General features: G+C 68.6%; 16 protein-coding genes. 8 read left to right on the top strand and 8 right to left on the bottom strand.

Annotation, left to right across the window (positions count from 1 at the left end; genetic code table 11):
• Positions 1-34: 34 nt before the first annotated feature.
• Both RZE79_RS24965 and RZE79_RS24960 read right to left on the bottom strand, forming a co-directional pair.
• On the bottom strand, positions 35-1,066 hold the full coding sequence (locus RZE79_RS24965) for an AraC family transcriptional regulator (RefSeq protein WP_319357273.1): 1,032 nt from the start codon (positions 1,064-1,066) through the stop codon (positions 35-37).
• A 14-nt stretch (positions 1,067-1,080) separates the two neighbouring features.
• Positions 1,081-2,052, bottom strand: coding sequence for a quinone oxidoreductase (locus RZE79_RS24960; RefSeq protein ID WP_319357272.1), 972 nt, complete (start codon positions 2,050-2,052; stop codon positions 1,081-1,083).
• A 199-nt stretch (positions 2,053-2,251) separates the two neighbouring features.
• Here RZE79_RS24960 and RZE79_RS24955 point away from each other — a divergent pair, with 199 nt between their 5' ends.
• The 3 genes from RZE79_RS24955 to RZE79_RS24945 are packed head-to-tail and all read left to right on the top strand — an operon-like array spanning position 2,252 to position 5,206.
• Positions 2,252-3,223, top strand: a complete 972-nt coding sequence (locus RZE79_RS24955) for a tripartite tricarboxylate transporter substrate binding protein (protein ID WP_319357271.1) — start codon at positions 2,252-2,254, stop codon at positions 3,221-3,223.
• Between the two features lie 31 nt (positions 3,224-3,254).
• Complete coding sequence (locus RZE79_RS24950) at positions 3,255-4,097, top strand: TauD/TfdA family dioxygenase (RefSeq protein ID WP_319357270.1); 843 nt, start codon at positions 3,255-3,257, stop codon at positions 4,095-4,097.
• Between the two features lie 50 nt (positions 4,098-4,147).
• Positions 4,148-5,206 carry a 3-keto-5-aminohexanoate cleavage protein gene (locus tag RZE79_RS24945; RefSeq protein WP_319357269.1) on the top strand — a complete coding sequence of 353 codons (1,059 nt, stop codon included), beginning with the start codon at positions 4,148-4,150 and terminating at the stop codon, positions 5,204-5,206.
• 88 nt (positions 5,207-5,294) lie between these two features.
• On the opposite strand, the gene RZE79_RS24940 is transcribed toward RZE79_RS24945, so the two are convergent.
• Positions 5,295-6,335: an AraC family transcriptional regulator gene (locus RZE79_RS24940; RefSeq protein ID WP_319357268.1), complete on the bottom strand. Its 1,041-nt coding sequence runs from the start codon at positions 6,333-6,335 to the stop codon at positions 5,295-5,297.
• Between the two features lie 269 nt (positions 6,336-6,604).
• Between RZE79_RS24940 and RZE79_RS24935 the strand changes: the two genes are divergently transcribed.
• The 4 genes from RZE79_RS24935 (at position 6,605) to RZE79_RS24920 (ending at position 10,682) form a co-directional block, all read left to right on the top strand.
• A complete protein-coding gene (locus tag RZE79_RS24935; protein ID WP_319357267.1) occupies positions 6,605-7,663 on the top strand; it encodes a 3-keto-5-aminohexanoate cleavage protein in 1,059 nt (352 codons plus the stop codon).
• 103 nt (positions 7,664-7,766) lie between these two features.
• On the top strand, positions 7,767-8,921 hold the full coding sequence (locus RZE79_RS24930; RefSeq protein ID WP_319357266.1) for an SRPBCC family protein: 1,155 nt from the start codon (positions 7,767-7,769) through the stop codon (positions 8,919-8,921).
• 130 nt (positions 8,922-9,051) lie between these two features.
• Positions 9,052-9,657 (top strand): TetR family transcriptional regulator, encoded by a 606-nt coding sequence (locus tag RZE79_RS24925; RefSeq protein ID WP_319357265.1) that lies wholly within the window; start codon positions 9,052-9,054, stop codon positions 9,655-9,657.
• Positions 9,658-9,704: 47 nt separating this feature from the next.
• The gene (locus RZE79_RS24920; RefSeq protein ID WP_319357264.1) at positions 9,705-10,682 is read left to right on the top strand and encodes a nitronate monooxygenase family protein; all 978 of its coding nucleotides are present in this window, start codon (positions 9,705-9,707) and stop codon (positions 10,680-10,682) included.
• Positions 10,683-10,686: 4 nt separating this feature from the next.
• Here RZE79_RS24920 and RZE79_RS24915 read toward each other — a convergent pair whose 3' ends face one another.
• The 4 genes from RZE79_RS24915 to RZE79_RS24900 are packed head-to-tail and all read right to left on the bottom strand — an operon-like array spanning position 10,687 to position 14,804.
• Positions 10,687-11,208, bottom strand: a complete 522-nt coding sequence (locus RZE79_RS24915) for a spore coat U domain-containing protein (RefSeq protein WP_319357263.1) — start codon at positions 11,206-11,208, stop codon at positions 10,687-10,689.
• On the bottom strand, positions 11,178-13,523 hold the full coding sequence (locus tag RZE79_RS24910) for a fimbria/pilus outer membrane usher protein (RefSeq protein ID WP_319357262.1): 2,346 nt from the start codon (positions 13,521-13,523) through the stop codon (positions 11,178-11,180). The genes RZE79_RS24915 and RZE79_RS24910 overlap by 31 nt, the downstream gene beginning before the upstream one ends.
• Entirely contained in the window at positions 13,501-14,277 is a 777-nt protein-coding gene (locus RZE79_RS24905) for a fimbria/pilus periplasmic chaperone (RefSeq protein WP_319357261.1), read from the bottom strand. The genes RZE79_RS24910 and RZE79_RS24905 overlap by 23 nt, the downstream gene beginning before the upstream one ends.
• A gap of 5 nt (positions 14,278-14,282) precedes the next feature.
• Entirely contained in the window at positions 14,283-14,804 is a 522-nt protein-coding gene (locus tag RZE79_RS24900; protein WP_319357260.1) for a spore coat protein U domain-containing protein, read from the bottom strand.
• Positions 14,805-15,142: 338 nt separating this feature from the next.
• Here RZE79_RS24900 and RZE79_RS24895 point away from each other — a divergent pair, with 338 nt between their 5' ends.
• Entirely contained in the window at positions 15,143-15,889 is a 747-nt protein-coding gene (locus RZE79_RS24895; protein ID WP_319357259.1) for an EAL domain-containing protein, read from the top strand.
• Positions 15,890-15,907: 18 nt separating this feature from the next.
• Here the strand turns inward: RZE79_RS24895 and RZE79_RS24890 are convergent, their stop codons facing one another.
• The gene (locus tag RZE79_RS24890; protein WP_319357258.1) at positions 15,908-17,806 is read right to left on the bottom strand and encodes an ATPase, T2SS/T4P/T4SS family; all 1,899 of its coding nucleotides are present in this window, start codon (positions 17,804-17,806) and stop codon (positions 15,908-15,910) included.
• Between the last annotated feature and the right edge of the window lie 29 nt (positions 17,807-17,835).

Below are 17,835 nucleotides of genomic sequence, written 5' to 3'. Positions count from 1 at the left end.
CTCTTGCTCGTGGGAGGAAGAGCGATTCTCCTCGTCAATCGCGCGAGGCCGAAGCGGGGCGCCGCGCACCCCGCTGCGCGCGGCGGTCCTTCGCGCTGCAACCGTACTGCGCATGGAACCAGCGCGACAGCCCGCTGGGCGCACAGAAGCCGAGCAGGCCCGCGACCTCGGCCAGCGGACGGTCGCTTTCCAGCACATGGCGCACGGCGAGTTCCTTGCGCACGTCGTTGACGATGGCCGAGAAACTCTGACCGTCGTCCGCGAGCCGGCGCTGGATCGTGCGGCACTCCACGCCCAAGTGCGCCGACACCTGCGCGATGCTGCAACGCCCGGTGGGCAGGAGCAGCAGCACCGTGCTGCGCACGTCGTCGGGCAGCGCCTCGCCGGGTGGCTGCACTGCCGCATCGAGCAGCTGCCGCGCATAGCGCGCCATGGCCGGGTCGGCCGAGGGGTTGGGCGTGTCCAGGTCTTCGCGCGCGCAGACGATGCCGTGGAAGTCCTGCTCGAACGCGACGGCCGGGCCCATCACGCGGTGGTGCGTGCGCAGGTCGCGCGGCGCGGGATGCGCCAGGCACACGCGCCGGGGTTGCCAGTCGGCGCCGAGAAACTGTCGCATGAGGCGCAGCATCACGCCCAGCGCGAGCTCGATGCGCTGGCGCGTGGCGCGGTTCGCCTTGCCGGGCTTCACTTCCTCGCGGATGAGTACCACGGAGTCGAAGTCCTCGACCATCAGCGACAGCGCGCCGTTGAGCAGCGGCAGGTAGCGCATCAGCACGGCCAGCGAATCGCGCAGCGTCGGTTGCTCGCGCATCAGCAGGCCGACGGCCCCGAGGTTCGACAGCCGCCGCCCCTCGGCCATGCACAGCCCGAAGCCCTCGTTGCCCGACTGCTCGGCCGATGCCTGCAGCAGCGCGGCGAGGCGGTCGACCGGAATCATCAGGTCGGGTTCGTCCAGCACGCGCGGGCTCAGGCCGGCGTCGAGCAGCATGCGCGCCGGGTCCAGTCCGCTGGCGCGCGCGACCTCGCGGTAGTGGGTGAGACTTGCTGCGCGGACCAGGCAAGACACGGTGCCGCACTTTCTCAGGGCACGAGCACGGTCGCGCCGGTGGTCTTGCGGCCTTCGAGTGCGCGGTGCGCCTCGGCTGCATCGGCGAGTGCGAAGCGCTGCTGCGGCTCGCTCACGATGCGACCAGCAAGCACATGGCCGAACAGCTCGTCGGCCATGCTCAGCATGTGTGGGCGCGGATGGATGTAGTGCACCATCGCCGGCCGCGTGAGCCAGATGGAACCCTTGCCCGCGAGCACCTTGGTGTCGAGGACCACGGACCCCGACGACGTGCCGTTGCTCACCAGCGTGCCGCGCGGCTGCAGGCAATCGAGCGAAGCTTCCAGCGTGTCCTTGCCTACCGAGTCGTACACGACCGGCACGCCCTTGCCGTCCGTGATCTCGCGCACGCGCTGAGCGATGTTCTCGCGCGAGGTCACGATGGTGTGGGTGCAGCCGTTGGCCTTGGCAACCGCGGCCTTCTCGTCGGTACTGACGGTGCCGATCATCGTGACGCCCATCGCGCGGGCCCACTGGCAGGCGATGAGGCCGACACCACCGGCCGCTGCGTGATACAGGATGGTCTCGCCGCCCTTCAGCGGATAGACCTGGCGAAACAGGTACTGCGCCGTCATGCCCTTCATCATCAGCGTGGCGGCGGTGCTGTCGGAGATGCCATCGGGCAGCGGGATGAGCACGTCGGCAGGCATCACACGCGCTTGCGAGTACGCACCCTGCGGCCCGAGCAGGTAGCCCACGCGATCGCCCACGCGGACGTCGGTCACGCCCGGCCCCACGGCTTCGACCACGCCCACCGCATCGGAGCCGAGGCCATTGGGCAGTGCGAGCGGATAGCGTCCGGTGCGGAAATAGATGTCGATGAAGTTGACGGCGATGAGGCTGTGGCGCACGCGCGCCTGGCCCGGGCCGGGCTCGCCGACCTCGACGTGTTCGAGCGTGAGCACGTCGGCGCCGCCGGTTTCATGGAAGCGGATGGCCTGGTTCATGGTGCGTCTCCTGGGGTGTCTGAATGCGGGATGGAACGGATTCTTGCGGCGCACCGCCACCGCGGGAAGCGTGGTCTTGGCGATGTCCCAAATCGACAAGCGGACGTCCCAATAAAGCAAGAACCGAGGGCGAGGTGCGCCGGATACTGGCGGCGTTGGCCCACCGAGGCCTGCGTGACACAAGAACCGGAGACACCCTATGAAACTGCTTCACTTTGTTCGCACCGCCGCTGTGGCGCTGGTCGGATGCTCGATGGCCCTCGGGGCCTGGGCACTGGGCGACAAGCCCCTCAAGCTCATCGTTCCCGCGCCGCCGGGCGGCACGATGGACATCGTCGCCCGCGTCGTCGGGCAGCAGATGGCGCTGGACATCGGCCGTCCCGTGATCATCGAGAACCGGCCCGGCGCTGGCGGCTCGATCGGCCTGCAAGCCATGCTGCAGGCACCGGCCGACGGCCACACGATCGTGATGGCCGCGAGCAACGTGCTGGCCGAAACGCCGCAGCTCGTGAAGATGCCCTTCGATCCGCTGAAGGACGTGGTGCCCATCGCCTCGGTGGCGCGCTCGGGCGTGGTGCTCGTCACGGCCGCGAACTTTCCGGCCAAGGACTTCCAGGGCCTGGTCGCCGAACTGAAGAAGCGCAAGGGCAAGAGCAGCTTCGCCAGCTACAGCCCCGGCACCGTGTCGCAGTACGCCGGCCTGATCCTCAGCGACCGCGCCGGGCTGGACATGCAGCACGTGGGCTATGCGGGCTCGCCGCCCGCGCTGCAGGACCTGCTGGGCGGCCAGGTCGACGTCATGTTCGACGGCATGCTCACCTCGATGCCGCTCATCAAGGCCGGCAAGCTGCGCCCCTATGCCTTCACCGGCAAGACCCGCTCGCGCTTCCTGCTCGACCTGCCGACCACCACCGAGCTCGGCTACCCCGACCTGCAGTTCCGCGGCTGGGTCGGCTTCATCGGCTCCGCCAAGTTGCCGGCGGACGTGCTGGCCAGGCTGCAGGCCACGATCGAGAAGGCCGCGCAGGTGCCTTCGGTGCTGCAGAAGCTGAACGACGTGGGCCTGGAGCCCGAGCTGAGCATCGACACGCCCGCGCTGATGGTCGAAACCCGGGCGCTGTCCGAGCGCAACGCCGCCATCGTCAAGAAGTACCGCATCCAGGCGAACTGAACGGCACCCGCCATTCCACCGGAGACCTCTCATGAAGATCAGACCCATCACGCCGTCGATCGGCGCAGAAATCACCGACGTCCACCTGGGCGAGGCCGCGCGCGATGCAGAGCGCTTTGCACCGATCCGCGCCGCGCTGCTCAAGCACAAGGTGCTGTTCTTTCGCGGCCAGGACATCACGCGCGGCGAGCACGTGGCGTTTGCGAAACGCTTCGGTGCGCTGGAAGACCACCCGGTGCTCGGCTCCGACCCCGACCATCCGGGGCTGGTGCTCATCCATCGCAGCGACAACAAGCACAGCTACGAGAACACCTACCACTGCGACGGCCTGTGGCGCACGACGCCGCCGCAGGGCTCGGTGCTGCGCTGCATCGAATGCCCCGAGATCGGCGGCGACACCATCTGGGTGAACATGGTGCAGGCGCACGACGAGCTGCCCGAAGAGATCAAGCAGAAGATCGCCAAGTTGCGCGCCAAGGCCAGCATCGAGCATTCGTTCGGCGCCGTGATGCCGATGGAAGCCCGCCTCAAGCTGGGCCAGGACAACCCGCCCGTGGAGCACCCCGTGGTGCGCACGCACCCCGAGACCGGCGAGAAGGTGCTCTACGTGGGCAGCTTCACCACGCACTTCGTGAACTACAGCACCCCCGAGAACGTGCGCCACGGCATCGACAAGACGCCGGGTGCGGCGCTGCTGCTGAACTACCTGCTCAGCCGCGCCACCATTCCCGAGTACCAGGTGCGCTGGTCGTGGCAACCGGGCGACGTGGTCGTCTGGGACAACCGCTGCACGCAGCACTACGCGCTGAACGACTACTGGCCCGCGCCGCGAAAGATGGAACGCGCCGGCATCGTCGGCGACGTGCCGTACTGAGCCGTGCGCTCCCTTCCGACCTTCGCATCGCAACCAGACAGACGCACGCCATGAACTTCCTCGACGGCCACCTCTTTCCCGAAAACCAGCAGCCGCTGATCATCACCGCCGCGCCCTATGCACCGGGCTGGCTGCCTTCCGACTTCCCGGGCGAGATCCCGGTCACGATGGAAGAGCAGATCCAGAAGGCGGTCGATTGCTACAACGCCGGCGCCACCGTGCTGCACCTGCATGTGCGCGAACTCGACGGCAAGGGCAGCAAGCGGCTGTCGAAGTTCAACGAGCTGATCGCCGGCGTGCGTGCGCGCGTGCCCGAAATGATCATCCAGGTCGGCGGCTCCATCAGCTTCGCGCCGGAATCGGAAGGGGCGGCGGCCAAGTGGCTCAGCGACGACACGCGCCACATGCTGGCCGAGCTGGAGCCCACGCCCGACCAGGTGACGGTGACCGTCAACACCTCGCAGATGAACGTCACGGAGCACGCCGAGCTGGCGGACTTCAAGGGCACCTCGCGCGAGATTCCCGCCATCTACGAGGCCTACAAGGAGATGACGGTGCCGGCGCAGCCGGGCTGGGTCGAGGAGCACATCCGCCGTCTCACGAAGGCCGGCATCCAGAGCGCCTTCCAGTGCTACAACATCAACAGCTTCGAGTCGGTCGAACGGCTCATGCGGCGCGGCGTCTACAAGGGCCCGCTGGTGATGAACTGGGTGGCGATCAGCGGCGGCATGGACGCACCGAACATCTACAACCTCGCGAACTTCGTGCGTGCGGTGCCCGACGGCGCGGTGCTCACGGTGGAAAGCTCGGTGCGTAACGTGCTGCCCGTGAACATGATGGGCATTGCGATGGGCCTGCACGTGCGCTGCGGCACCGAGGACGTGCTGTGGAACCAGACGCGCTCGGCCAAGATCGGCACGGTGGCGCAGATCGCGCAACTGGTGGCCATTTCGCGCCAGTTCGGCCGACCGATCGCCACGGCGCAGCAGGCGCGCGAGATCTCGAAGATCGGCGTGTTCTACGAGACGGCCGAAGAATCGCTCGCGGCCAACGGCTTCGCACCGAACCGCAACGGGGGCAATCAGGGCTTCCTGCGCAAGGCGGCTTGAGCGTGGTGATGAAGGCGCGTTTCACTCACGGCTTCTGGCGCTTGCTCGAGAGCCTCTCGCATGCTCTGCGCTTCGAAGATATCGCGCCTCAGAACGCGCGCACCGCGCCCTGAGCCACCGCGCCGGCCGTCTGCTTGCTCCACTGCGAAGCGCTACAGCCGAACTGATTGCGAAACCAGTGGCTGAAGCTGCTGGGCCCTGAAAAGCCCAACAGCTCGGCCACCTCGCTCAGCGGCAGGTCGCTGTCGCGCAGGTGGCGCTTCACGAGGTCGGAGCGCACATGGTCGAGCAGGCTGCTGAAGGTGAAGCCTTCGGCCTCGAGCCGGCGGTGCAGCGTGCGGCGGTCCACGCGCAGGTGCCGCGCCACTTCCTGCGCCGTGCAACCGCCGCCGGGCATCAGCGCGAGGATGAGTTCGCGGCAGGCTTCGCGCGTGCTCTCGCCGCGGTCTTTCAGCGCCGCATCGAGGTACTCGCGCGCAAAACGCGCCGCGCCCTGGTCGCCCGATTCGCGCGGCTTGCGCAGGTCGGCCGCCAGGCACACGAGGCCGTTGAAATCCTGGTTGAACTTGACGTGGCGCCCGAAGAAGGCGCGGTGCGCCGACACGTCCGCCGGCGGGCGGTGCGTGAAGCACACCTGCTGTGGTCGCCACTGCGGATCGATGAGTTCGCTGAGGATGCGGAACATGATGCCCACGGCCAGCTCCATCGACTGGCGCATCGGCAGCCCGGGGCTGGGCAGCAGGTCTTCCTGGATGATGACCATGTCGCCCGTGTCCTCGAGGCGAAAGCTCAATGAGGCGTTCACCAGCTTGAGGTAGCGGCCCAGCGTGTCGAGCGCGTCGCGCGGTGTGGGCTCCTCTTTCAGCACGACGCTGATGGGCCCCAGCGCCGAGAGCTTGCGCTGCGCCGCCAGCCGCAGCGCGAAATCTTCGGTGCGCGTGGCGCGCGCGGTGATCTCGAGCAGCTCGCGCACCGCGTCGCCGGGGATCAGCGTCTCGGGGTGTTCGAGCAGCTGGGCCTTCAGCCCCACAGTGCGCATGAAGGCATGCGGGTCCCGGCCGAGCGACTGCACCAGCTCCACGTAGCCGCTGAGGGTCGCGCTGCGCATCAGTCGACCGAGGTGTTTCATGGTGGCTTGTGCAGAGGCCCCGCGCTCACTCGGGGCTGATCTTGAGTTTCAGTTTCTCGATGATGGCCCGATTGTGGGCGGTCGTGGCGTCCAGCGCTTGGCGCCACGCGTCGGCGACTTGCCGGATCGCGACAGCGCAACCCGTTCCGGCACGCGCCGTTCCAATGCCCCAGAAAGACAAAACCGCGCCCCCGATGAGCAAGAAGTTTTCGCAGGTGCGCCAGAAACTGGGGGTGCAAGAACCACCATCCCACCGGAGACACCCCCTCATGAACTTCCTCGACGGCCACCTCTATCCCGAGAACCAGCAACCCCTGATCATCACGGCCGCGCCCTATGCGCCGGGGTGGATTCCCGCCGACTTTCCGGAAGACATTCCGGTCACGATGGAAGCGCAGATCCAGAAGGCCGTCGATTGCTACGAAGCCGGCGCCACCGTGCTGCACCTGCATGTGCGCGAAGCCAACGGCAAGGGCAGCAAGCGCCTGTCGATGTTCAACGAGCTGATCGCCGGCGTGCGTGCCCGCGTGCCCGAGATGGTCATCCAGGTGGGTGGCTCGATCAGCTTCGCACCCGAGGACGACGGCTCCGCCGCCAAGTGGCTCAGCGACGACACGCGCCACATGCTGGCCGAGCTCACGCCCAAGCCCGACCAGGTGACCGTGACCGTCAACACCACGCAGATGAACGTGACCGAGCACGCGGGGCTGGACGACTTCAAGGGCCTGTCGCGCGGCGACCCGCGGCTGTATTCGACCTACAAGGACATGATCGTTCCTTCGAACCCCAGCTGGGTCGAGGAGCACATTCGCCGCCTCACGGCCGCGGGCATCCAGAGCGAGTTCCAGTGCTACAACATCAACAGCTTCGAGACCATCGAGCGGATGATCCGCCGCGGCGTCTACAAGGGCCCGCTGGTGATGAACTGGGTGGCGATCAGCGGCGGCATGGACCAGGCGAACATCTACAACCTGGCCAACTTTTTGCGAGCCGCACCCGACGGCTCGGTGGTCACGGTCGAGAGCTCGGTGCTCAACGTGCTGCCCGTGAACATGATCGGCATCGCCCTGGGCCTGCACGTGCGCTGCGGCATCGAGGACGTGCTCTGGAACCAGACCCGCACCGGCAAGATGAGCTCGGTCGAACAGATCAAGCAACTGGTGCGCATCTCGACCGAGTTCGGCCGCCCCATCGCCACCGCGCAGCAGGCGCGCGAGATCATGAAGATCGGCGTGTTCTACGAAACCACCGAAGAGACGCTGCAGGCCAACGGCTTCGCGCCCAACCGCAACGGCGCCCAGCAGGGCTTCCTGCGCAAGCCGGCCTGATATCGCTGTCCCGGGGGCGGTTGACGTACCGACTGGTCAGTCGGTAGACTGGTTCGATCGCGCGGCTCGTTGGGCCGCATCGCATCGCACAGAAAGCCCCCCGATGAGCGAGAACTTCGCAGCCGAACTCCATCGCCGCGCCACCACGGCCCTGCAGGCCGGGCGCGCCGACGCGCAAGGGGAGGGCGAGCGCGTGCCGGTCGGCCAGTACACCGACGAGGCCATTGCGCGCGACGAGCGGCGATTGATGCAGCGGCATCCGCAGCCGGTGGCTTCCAGCGCATCGATTGCCTCGCCGGGCGCGTGGCTGTCGCTCACGCACACCGGCGTGCCGCTGCTGCTGGTGCGCCAGGAGAGCGGGCAGGTGCAGGCCTTCCTGAACGTGTGCCGCCACCGCGGCGCGCGCGTGGTGCCCGAGGGCAGCGGCAGCGAGGCGCGTGCCTTCGTCTGCCCGTACCACGCGTGGACCTACAAGCCCGATGGCGCCTTGCGCGGCGTGCCCGAATCGTTCGGCTTTCCCTGCCTGAGGCAGGAAGAGTCGGGCCTGCGCCAGCTCGCCACGGTCGAGCGCGCGGGCGTGGTCTGGGTCGTGTGCGATCCGTCGCTGGCGGACAGCGACCCCGGCGCGCACCTGGGTGCGCTCATGGACAACCTCGAATCGCTGGCCGGGCTGCGTGCGCCCGTGGCCTATGCGCCGCGCACTTATGAGGTCGAGGCCAACTGGAAGCTGCTGGTCGACGGCTCCTTCGAGGCGTACCACTTCAAGGTGGCGCACCGCGAGACCATCGCCCACATGTTCCTTCACAACCTGCAGGTCATCGACGAGTTCGACCTGAACCGGCGGCTGTACCTGCTCAAGGCGAAGTTTCAGGAACACGCGCCCGACGCCGCCGGTTTCGATCCGCGGCGTTTCGGCAACCTGACCTACTTCTTCTTTCCCAACACGACCATCCTCGTGCAGCCCGACCACGCGCAGCTCAGCATGCTGGAGCCGCTGGGCGCCACGCGCACGCGGGTGCACGAGCTCACGTTGATTCCTGAAACGCCAGCGTCGGAGAAGGCAACGGCGCACTGGGACGCCAACGTCGCGCTGTACCGCCGCACGCTCGCGGAAGACTACGCGCTGGCCGAATCGATCCAGGCCGGGCTCGCATCGGGCGCGAACGACGCGCTGAGCTTCGGCACCTTCGAGTACGCCGCGCCGCGCTTCCATGCGCAACTGGCGCAGCAGGTGGCGGCCATGCCCGCCGCACGCTGACGCGGGGCGGTGTCGCGCGTGCAACAACCAGACCACAAGACACAAGAAAGAATGGCGCGCATCGCGTCTGATCGCCGGTCGCGTTGTCGCGGCATGCGCGCTTCAGCGTGACGCTCTCCAGAACCGACCGATGGCCACCCTTGCCCTTTCCCGCAAAGAAATAATCCTCGCGCGCGCGGAGCAGCACTTTGCCGACCACGGCTTCCAGGGCGCGTCGCTGTCGGCCATTGCGCGCGACTGCGAGGTCGGCAACCCGGGGCTGCTGCACCACTTTCCGAGCAAGGAGGTGCTGTACCGCGCCGTGCTCGAAAAGCAGGCGGAGGACCTGACGGCGCGCATCTGCAGGCGCGTCGAAGCGGCCCCCGACCTGCCCGCGCGGCTGCAGGCGTTCGTCGCGCTGCAGGTCGAATGGATGCACGCGCGGCCCACGGGCTTCAAGCTCGTCACGCGCGAACTGCTCGACAACGCCGAGCGCATCCAGCATGCGCAGACCCGGCCGCTCGAAGGCTTCCTGCAGGCCAGCCTGGCGCTGGTGGCCGCGGCGCAGAAGGCCGGCCTCGTGCGCGACGACCTGTCGGCCGTGGTGGTGCTCACGCTCATCTTCGGCACGCTGAACTACGCAAAGATGGCGCGGCCCACTTTTGCCAAGACCTTCGCCGAGCCCGCGCTGAAGAGCGACGCGGCCTGGATGAAGGCGATGGCGCGCGATGTGTTGCGCGTCATCTCGCCGCCCTGATTTTTTTCTTTCTCTCTTCCCAGCAACCCCGACCAAAGGACGTTCCCTTGAAAACCCGCATCACCGAACTCTTCGGCATCCGCCACCCGATCATCCAGGGCGGCATGCACTACGTCGGCTTTGCCGAGCTGGCTGCAGCCGTCTCCAACGCCGGCGGCCTGGGAATCATCACGGGCCTCACGCAGAAGACGCCGGAGCTGCTGGCCCGCGAGATCGCGCGCTGCCACGAGATGACCGATAAGCCCTTCGGCGTGAACCTCACCTTTTTGCCGACCTTTGCCTCGCCGCCGTACCCCGAGTACATCGCCGCCATCGTCGAAGGCGGCATCAAGGCCGTGGAAACCGCGGGCCGCAGCCCCGAGGCCTACATGCCCGCGCTGAAGGCCGCGGGCATCAAGGTGATCCACAAGTGCACCTCGGTGCGCCACGCGCTCAAGGCCGAGCGCATCGGTTGCGACGCGGTGAGCGTCGACGGCTTCGAGTGCGGCGGCCACCCCGGCGAAGACGACGTGCCCAACATGATCCTGCTGCCGCGCGCGGCCGAAGAACTGAAGATCCCGTTCGTCGCCTCGGGCGGCATGGCCGACGGCCGCAGCCTCGTGGCCGCGCTCGCGCTGGGCGCCGAGGGCATGAACATGGGCACGCGCTTCATCGCAACCAAGGAAGCGCCGGTGCACGCCAACGTGAAGCAGGCCATCGTGAACGCTTCGGAGCTCGACACGCGCCTGATCATGCGGTCGCTGCGCAACACCGAGCGCGTGATCAACAACGCGGGCGTCGAGCGCCTCATCGAAATCGAACGCATCAAGGGCGACGCGCTGAAGATCGACGACATCATGGACCAGGTCGCCGGCATCTACCCGAAGGTGATGACCGAGGGCCACATGGACGCCGGCGCCTGGAGCTGCGGCATGGTGGCCGGCCTGATCCACGACGTGCCCAGCTGCGCCGAGCTCATCGACCGCATCATGGCGCAGGCGGATGAACTCATCGCCAAGCGCCTGGCGGGCATGCTGAACGGTTGAGCTTTCAGTAGGTCACGGTCACCGTGATCGTGCTGCTGTAGGCGCCCGGCGCCACGTACTGAGCGGCCGGAATGCGGCCGTAGACGGTGTGGGGGCGCAGCGTGGTGACGCCACCGAGGGTCGCCAGCGCGCTGTAGCTGTCGCTGATGCTGTTGAGGCCCCAGACGGTGCTGCGCGCGTTGGTGGTGTAGAGGTTGTAGCCCAGCGGTGTGGCACCGACCGGGCCCACCATCTGCCGGCTGGTGATGTTGCCGGCCGAGCCCGCGTCCAGGCTGATCGTGAACGACAGCGTCACCAGGATGCCCAGGCCCGTGACCGTGCCGGCGACGGTCACGGTCGAGGTGTTGTCCTTGGGCGTCGCGACGGCCGGGTCGTAGTTGCCGAAGGCCAGCGCTGTCGCACTGACGGTGGCGCTGCAGCTGAACACGCCCACGCCCGAGCACGCGGCCAGCGACGCGCCCGGGGCCAGCAGGCCCGCCAGCGCCAGTGCAACGGTCAGCGCGGGAACGACGACACGGGTTCGCATCGGTAAGGTCCCATTGAAGGCAGGGCGCCGGCAGCGCGGTCGGGCGCGCCCAGCGTGAAGCGGCAATGCCCGCTCTTCCATCGAGCCTCGAAGCGCTCGTGCGGTTGCGGATCGTCCACCGACACCAGCCCGTTGAAGCCCGACAGCAACGACGTGCCGCGCGCCGGCCGCATCACATCGATGCCCGGCGGCAGCGGGTTGCCGTCGGGCAGCAGCACCGTCACGTTCGCCACCACGTCGCGCGCGATGTCGAAGCTCGCCTGCGCCACGCCCTTGTGGCGCGGCACCACGCGCAGTGCGTCGCTGCGCACCTGTGCCTGGATCGGCAGGTCGGCGTTGTCGATGCTGATGTGGTTGGGCTCGTAGGCGCGCAGGCCCGAGACGACGGCGCGGCCTTCGCTGTTGGTGGTGGTCCAGGGCTGGTTCTCGCGGTAGACCTGCACGTTCGCGGCGCCGGGCACGGTCACGAGCGCAAAAGCGTCGTCCGACTGGCGCGTGGCAAAGGCCAACCCGCCCGCGAAGCCAACGGCACCGCTGGCGCGCACGCGTGCCGCGGTCTGGCCCTGGGCGCGCGCGGCCTCGGCCGTCAGCATGCCGTAGCGACCGCGCCAATCGACACTGGCTTCGCTGCGCGCGTTCTCGCCGCCGGCCGCGCGCAGCCGGTAGCCCCAGCCCGTGTCCCCGGGCGGCTGCTGCACCCACTCGGCCACGGCCGAATGGCCGCCCGGCTTCTGCTGCTGCACCGAGAGCGTGGCGTGCTGGCGCTCGCCGGGCGTGAAGGTGAGGCTCACGCTCACCGAGGTGACGGAAGGCTTGCCGTCCTGGCGCGTGTGGGCCACCGAGGTGCCGAGCCATGCATTGCCGCCGATGCCGATCGACCAGCTGGCCGTGGTCACGCCGATGTGCTCGCCGGTGTTGTAGCGCAGCCGCGTGTGGCTCGCGCCCAGCGTGCCGTAGCGGCCCAGCGAGCGGCCCGCGAACAGCTGGGTCTGTGCGTTGGTGTGCACCGGGCTGTCCTGCCAGGCGATCTGCGTGAAGCCGCGGCTGGCCACCTGCCGGCTGGCCGAAAAATTCCACTCGTCGCTGGTGCGCGTGTAGGCGGCGCGCCAGAGGCGGCCGCTGCCGCCGTCGCGGTTGCGGCTCGCGGCGCCGTGCATGGACAACTCGCCCAGCGTGCCCCAGACCCAGGTCACGCCGCCGCCCGCGGTCTGGCTGCGCGCGCTGGCTTCGCCGCGCGCCTCGACGGTCACGCTGTCGTTCACGCCATGGCGCCAGGTGCCGGCGACGAACGGCGGGCCGTAGTCGAAGCTGCGCTCGCCGTAGCGCAGGCGCGTCCAGCCCGCTTCGAGCGAGTAGTCGGAGAGCCCCGCGCGCAGCAGGTTCGAGCTCACGTAGTACGGCGTGGTCACGGTGCGCTGCACGCCGAGCGCGTCGGTGACGGCGAAGCGCATCTCGCCCGCGCCTGTGAGCACGGGCACGTCGCTGAGCGCGAACGGGCCGGCGTCGACGCGGCGCTGGTAGCGCAGCGTGTCGTTCACGTACACCTCCACCGCCGACGGCACGGCCGCGCCGCCGCGCAGGGTCGGCATCGGGTAGCTGATGTAGCCGGGCTGCAAGCCGAAGCGGGTGCCGAACTGCACGCCGCCGAAGCGAAAGGGCGTGGACCACGCAGCCGCCTGGGTGACCGCGTCGCCCACGGTGAGGCGCGTGAGCCGGGCCGGGTCGTCGCGGCGGAAGTAGCTGTCCAGCCGATTGGTGCCGCGCCCGCCGAACGCGGACTGGCCTGCGACGAAGCTCGTGCCCGCCAGCCCCCATTCGCCCGAGGCCGCCGCATCGAAGTAACCCGAGGCACGCGTGCCTTCGCGGTCGTGCTGCAAGGCCAGGTCGTAGTTGAGGAAGGCGCCGAAGGCCGAGGGCGACAGCGGCGGGCGGTCGCCCGCATGCGCGTGCACCGTGCCCAGCGTGAACGCCTCGGCGGGCACGCTCAGGTCCACGCTTTGCGCGCCTTCGTCGAGCTGCAGCTGCGCGCCCGGCAGCGTGCGCAGGTCGTAGTAGTCGGTGCCCTCGCGGCGCAGCGCCGCGGTGGGAGGCCGCACCAGGCGCCAGGCCGCGAAGTTGGGCTCGGACGCCAGCAGCTGGGTGCCGCGCCGCAGCAGCGGTCGCGGCGCCGGCTGGCTCAGTCCGTTGATGCGCACGTCGAGGATCGCCGGCTGCACCTCGCCCGCCGCATCGATGGAGGCGGTCTGTGCGCAGGCCACGCGCAGGCCCAGCCAGCCGCAACAGGCCCACAGGTTAGCGTGGCGTGGCAGGCGCACGGGGCACGCGCACGGTAGCGCCGGACGAGGCCTCGGGTGCATCGGTGGCGGCCTCGATCTGCAGGCGGGTGTCGGGCGGCAGGGCGGGCAACTCGATGTCGATGCCGGCCGACCGCCCGGCCAGCGCGTACTGTGACAGGCTCTTGCGCAGCAGCTCGGTGCCGTCCTCGCGGCGCACCACGAGCTGCGTGACCTGGATGTGCTCGCTGCCCTGGTTGTCGAACACCAGCTTGTAGCGTCCGCCGCGGTCGGCCTGCAGCGACCATTGCAGCGCGCGGCGCGGCTGCAGCGGCGGCACGAACACGGGCACGCCGATGCGCAGCAGCGTCTGCACTTTCGCGCCCTCGCCGCCGTCCGCCGGCAAGGCCTGGTCGCGCGGCAGCTGGCGCAAGAAGATGCGGTAGCTGCGCTCCGCGGCCTCGGCCGGCACCTGCAATCCGAGGCGCACGATCTGCCGCCCGCCCGGCGGCAGCCGGAAGATGCTCGGGTTGACCAGCACGTCGCGCGTGGGTTCATAGACATCGCGCCCGTCCTGCTGCGACCACGCCACCACCTCGGCCTGCACCGCGACTTCGGTGTCTTCGGCGTTGCCCATCGTGAGCGAGGCGACCGGGCGCTGCGGTGTGAGCACGATGCGCAGCGGCGCCACGCTGAGGCTGGTGGCGGCAGCGGGAAAGGGCGCCATCAGCAGGCCGGCCCACAGGGCGAGCCCCAGCAGGAATGCGCGGCGCATGCCGGTCAGGCGTGCAGTCAATCCGGTCAGTAGGTCAGCGAGACGGTGATCGTGTCCGTGTAGTCGGTGGCCGGCGCCGCGGCGTACTGCCCTGTGGGAATCTGGCCGTAGATCGTCTGCGTCTGGGGCAATCCGCTGCCGGTGTAGCCGGTGCCCGCGACGCTGTCGTCCCAGTTGGTCAGGTGGCCGCTGTCCTTGAACAGGCCATAGCCCAGCGTGTTGTTGCCGGCGGCCGACGAGCCGCTGGTCATCAGGCGGTTCGCTACCGTCCCGCCGCCCGCGCTCAGGCCGATCGAGTAGGGCGTGCCGAAGGTGCAGGTGACGTTGAGGCTGGTGGTGCCGTTCAGCGAGGCGGCCGACGGGTCGTAGCTGCCGAACGCCAGTGTGGCCGGCGTCGTCATGAGGCAGGCCTTGAGCACGGTGGCCGTCACCTGGAAGGTCGTGGTCGTGGTGACCGCCAGTGCGGATGGTGCCAGTGTCAGCAAGGCGCCGACGGGCAGCACGGTACGGGCCAGGGTGCGAAGGAGGGAGCGAGGCAGGTGGCGCATCGGACGGGACCTTTCATCGGTGGACTGGAAACCCAGGAACGACAACGAAAATCCACCCACCGGTTTCGGTAGCGGGCGATCCCTTTCTACCCAATCTCTCCCCGACGGGACAGGGGACATGCACCACCGTCCCAAAGCGGCTACAGATTTTTCTGATACCGGGAAAACCCATGAGTCATTTCGGTCTACAACCCGCTCGCGGCACAGGCGCTTGCCGGCATGCGACGCGTCTGTTGTCTGCCGATGGTTGCACCTGCTGTGTATAGAACCGTTTACATTTACGCCCTGGGAGGCGCCACCCGACGCCGTTGCAATCTTGCCTGCGAGGTCCACCAACCGTGATCACCGAAATTCATGCGGATGCCGCGCCTGCGGGCCTCGCCTCGGGGTTCACCATGGCGTTCCAGCCCATCGTCGACCTGGGCCGGCACGAGATCTATGCCCATGAGGCGCTGGTGCGCGGCCTGTCGGGCGAAGGCGCCGCCGAGGTGCTGGGGCGCATCGATCCGGTCGACCGCTTCGCCTTCCACGAAGCCTGCCGCGTCAAGGCCATCGAGATCGCCTCGGGCCTGGGCATGAAATCCCGCCTCAGCCTCAACGTCATGCCCAACGACGTCGCGGGACAGGCCGAGTGCTTCCGCACCGCCATGGCTGCGGCCAGGCGCTGCAGGTTTCCGGTGCGCCAGCTGATGTTCGAGGTCACCGAAGGCGAGCGCGTGCGCGACCTGCACGGCCTGGCCGACACCTTCCGGGTCTTCAAGCGCCACGGATTCACCTCGGCCATCGACGACTTCGGCGCGGCCTACGCAGGCTTCGAACTGCTGGCCGCGTTCCAGCCCGACGTGGTGAAGCTCGACATGAGCCTGATCCGCGGCATCCATGCGGACCCGGTGCGGCTGACCATCGTGCGGGGCTTTGTCGCCACCTGCGACGAGCTGCAGATCCGCGTGATCGCCGAAGGCGTGGAGGCGGCCGAAGAGGTGCGCGCGCTGCGCGAGCTCGGCGTGGAGCTGTTCCAGGGCTACCTGTTCGCGCGGCCGGCCATCGCCATGCTGCCGGCGGTGGCGTGGGACGCCGCCGCCTGAGCTGAGCCTGCTCCCGCGTCAGACGTTGCTGGTCGCGCGCACTTCCTCGAGCGTGGTCCGGCCCGCCAGCACTTTCTCGATGCCGTCCTGACGCAGCGTGCGCATGCCTTCGCGCATGGCGGCGTCCTGCAGTTCCTCGGCGCGCGCGCCGCCCTGCACCAGCCGGCGCAGCCCCTTCGACATCACCATGAGTTCGTGGATGCCCACGCGGCCCTTGAAGCCGGTGTCGTTGCAGTGCTTGCAGCCGGTGCTGCTGTAGGTCTGCAACTGGCCGTCGCGCCCGTGGCGCTGCAGCCACTCGGCGCGCACCGCGTCGCGCGCGGCCGGCGTGTCTTGTGTGCCGAAGGCGTGCATGTAGTCGGCCAGCAACTCCTCGACCGCCTCGCTCGTCGCGGGGCGGCTCTGCACGCACTGCGGGCACAGGCAACGCACCAGCCGCTGTGCCAGCACGGCCAGCAGCGAGTCGGCAAAGTTGAACGGGTCCATGCCCATGTCGAGCAGGCGCGTCACGGTTTCGGGGGCGCTGTTGGTGTGCAGCGTCGACAGCACGAGGTGGCCGGTGAGCGAGGCCTCGATGGCGGTCTTCGCGGTCTCGGCATCGCGGATCTCGCCGACCATGATCACGTCGGGGTCGGCGCGCACGAAGGCGCGCAGCGCCTTGGCAAAGGTCCAGTCGATGCGCGGGTTGACCTGCACCTGGCGCAGGCCCGGCTGCGTGATCTCGATGGGGTCTTCGGCCGTCCAGATCTTGCGCTCGGGCGTGTTGATGCGCATGAGCGCCGAGTGCAGCGTGGTGGTCTTGCCCGAGCCGGTGGGGCCCACGCACAGCACCATGCCGTAGGGCCGGTCGACCGCCTGCGACAGCTGCGCCAGGTTGCGCTCCGACAAGCCCAGCGCATCGAGCGCAATGGGCTTGGCCGAGGCCAGGATGCGCATCACCACGTCTTCCAGGCCGTTGTTCGTGGGGATGGTGGCCACGCGCAGCTCGATGCGGTGCTGCGGCGAGTACTTCGAGAAGTTGATCTTGCCGTCCTGCGGCTTGCGCTTTTCGCTGATGTCCAGGTCGCACATGATCTTCACGCGCGCGACCACGGCGTTGCGGTAGCTGGGCGGCAGCTCCAGGTAGGTGTAGAGCCGGCCGTCGCGGCGAAAGCGGATGCGCGTTTTTTCCTGGCCCGGGTCGCTCTCGATGTGGATGTCGGAGGCGCCCTCGCGGTGCGCTTCGAGGATCATGCTGTTGATCATGCGCACCAGCGAGTTGTCCGACTGCTCCACGGGCGGCTCGCCGGCGGCGGGCGCGGCGGCCGATTCTTCCTTCTCGAGCGTCTTCAGCAGCGTGCTGGTGCCCGTCATGTCGAACTCGAGCGGACGCATCGGGTCGTTCATGTCGACCACCGGGCGGTCGGCCGCCACCTGGCCGACCTTCTCGTAGGCCTTGTGCAGCACGCCGTCCAGGTCCAGGCACTGGCCCAGCACGGGGATCACCTTCATCTGCGCGATGAACTCCACTTCGTCGATCACCGCGTGCCGGTTGGTCGGATCGTCGAGCGCCAGCACCAGGCGCCCGCCGTGCAGCATGAGCGGCATGACCTGCAGGCGCCGCGCGGCTTCGTGGCTCACCTTGCGCAGCGCGTCGGTCGCGGCCGGAAACACATGCAGGTTCACGAGCGGGTAGCCCATCTTGCGCACCAGCGCGGTCTGCAGCTGGCCGCGGCTCACGACGCCCATGCGCACCAGCGTCTCGCCCAGCGGCACGGTGGGCTCGCGCTGCTGCTGCTTGAGTGCGGCGTCCAGCTGCGTCTGCGTGACCATGCCCAGCGACATCAGCGCCTGGCCGATGCGCGCGATCGGCATGCGGCTTTGCAGTTCGAGCTCCTGCACGAGCTGTTCGGGCATGACGACTTCGGTGGCGGCCATGGATGGATCTCCTGGTGGTGTGGGGGCGG

The organism is Variovorax sp. EBFNA2 (genome assembly GCF_033802765.1).
GTDB lineage: Bacteria > Pseudomonadota > Gammaproteobacteria > Burkholderiales > Burkholderiaceae_C > Variovorax > Variovorax paradoxus_H.
The sequence above is the reverse complement of the archived record's forward strand: the minus strand, read 5'-3'. Positions and strand labels throughout refer to the sequence as shown.

Coding starts and splice junctions, on each gene's coding strand:
- RZE79_RS24915 (WP_319357263.1), bottom strand. CDS start 11,208: ATGCGAACCCGTGTCGTCGTTCCCGCGCTGACCGTTGCACTGGCGCTG.
- RZE79_RS24960 (WP_319357272.1), bottom strand. CDS start 2,052: ATGAACCAGGCCATCCGCTTCCATGAAACCGGCGGCGCCGACGTGCTC.
- RZE79_RS24925 (WP_319357265.1), top strand. CDS start 9,052: ATGGCCACCCTTGCCCTTTCCCGCAAAGAAATAATCCTCGCGCGCGCG.
- RZE79_RS24955 (WP_319357271.1), top strand. CDS start 2,252: ATGAAACTGCTTCACTTTGTTCGCACCGCCGCTGTGGCGCTGGTCGGA.
- RZE79_RS24950 (WP_319357270.1), top strand. CDS start 3,255: ATGAAGATCAGACCCATCACGCCGTCGATCGGCGCAGAAATCACCGAC.
- RZE79_RS24940 (WP_319357268.1), bottom strand. CDS start 6,335: ATGAAACACCTCGGTCGACTGATGCGCAGCGCGACCCTCAGCGGCTAC.
- RZE79_RS24930 (WP_319357266.1), top strand. CDS start 7,767: ATGAGCGAGAACTTCGCAGCCGAACTCCATCGCCGCGCCACCACGGCC.
- RZE79_RS24935 (WP_319357267.1), top strand. CDS start 6,605: ATGAACTTCCTCGACGGCCACCTCTATCCCGAGAACCAGCAACCCCTG.
- RZE79_RS24890 (WP_319357258.1), bottom strand. CDS start 17,806: ATGGCCGCCACCGAAGTCGTCATGCCCGAACAGCTCGTGCAGGAGCTC.
- RZE79_RS24900 (WP_319357260.1), bottom strand. CDS start 14,804: ATGCGCCACCTGCCTCGCTCCCTCCTTCGCACCCTGGCCCGTACCGTG.
- RZE79_RS24945 (WP_319357269.1), top strand. CDS start 4,148: ATGAACTTCCTCGACGGCCACCTCTTTCCCGAAAACCAGCAGCCGCTG.